The organism is Paenibacillus roseus (assembly GCF_016424485.1).
Lineage (GTDB): Bacteria > Bacillota > Bacilli > Paenibacillales > Paenibacillaceae > Paenibacillus_D > Paenibacillus_D roseus.
The window spans coordinates 1-733 of the sequence record NZ_JAELUP010000081.1 but is presented as its reverse complement, the minus strand read 5'-3'; the positions used below and the strand labels follow the sequence as shown (position 1 = coordinate 733).

General features: G+C 42.4%; 1 protein-coding gene. It reads right to left on the bottom strand.

The annotated features are described in order from the left end of the window. Window positions 1-733 (bottom strand): RHS repeat domain-containing protein (locus JFN88_RS15435; RefSeq protein WP_199020169.1); only part of this gene is annotated, 733 nt, incomplete at both ends.

Below are 733 nucleotides of genomic sequence, written 5' to 3'. Positions count from 1 at the left end.
CTGCCATCTTCCTAGACACTAGCTGCGTTCCGTAAATATTTTGCGCCTTTACTTCAGACTTCTCATTCAATTCCAGCACAACTTTATCGCCTTCATACACATATCGGGTAACTTGACTCCCTGCGACTTTCTCTACTCGATAGCCGTCGCCATTATATTTATACTTAATGGTCTCATTGCCTAGAGAGGTCACCAGTTGATTCCAACTATTGTACTCGTACGTCATTGTGCCGTTAACCATATCCGATATGCGTTCGTTCAGATTGGGCTGACCTGGAATAAACATACCAAATGTTGCATCCGGTTGATTAGCTGGATTCGACAATGCTCGTGACTCGGTGCTCACCCGCACCATGTTTCCGTTACTATCATAATGATATCGAACTTCTACCGTTTTCCCGGACTGATCAGCTTTAGACGTGTACGTCAATCGATTCTGACTATCATAATGATACTTCGTAGCCTGAATGCTTGTTCCCTGTGCAATGACTTCATTTTTGCGATTTCCAGCTTCATCAAAGGTATATTCGGTTGTTTTGCCTGACGGTTCAACCACTTTCGATAGACGATTTAGTCCATCATAGCTAAATCCGGTAGTCCCTTTAGCTGCTCCTTGAACCGTTTCTATTTTCGAAGTCTGATTCTTTGCTTCATCGTACGTATAGGAGTAGCTGTCCTGAACACTGCCGTTCCTTAAGTTATCCAACTTTTTAAGCAAGTTATTTTTATAGTA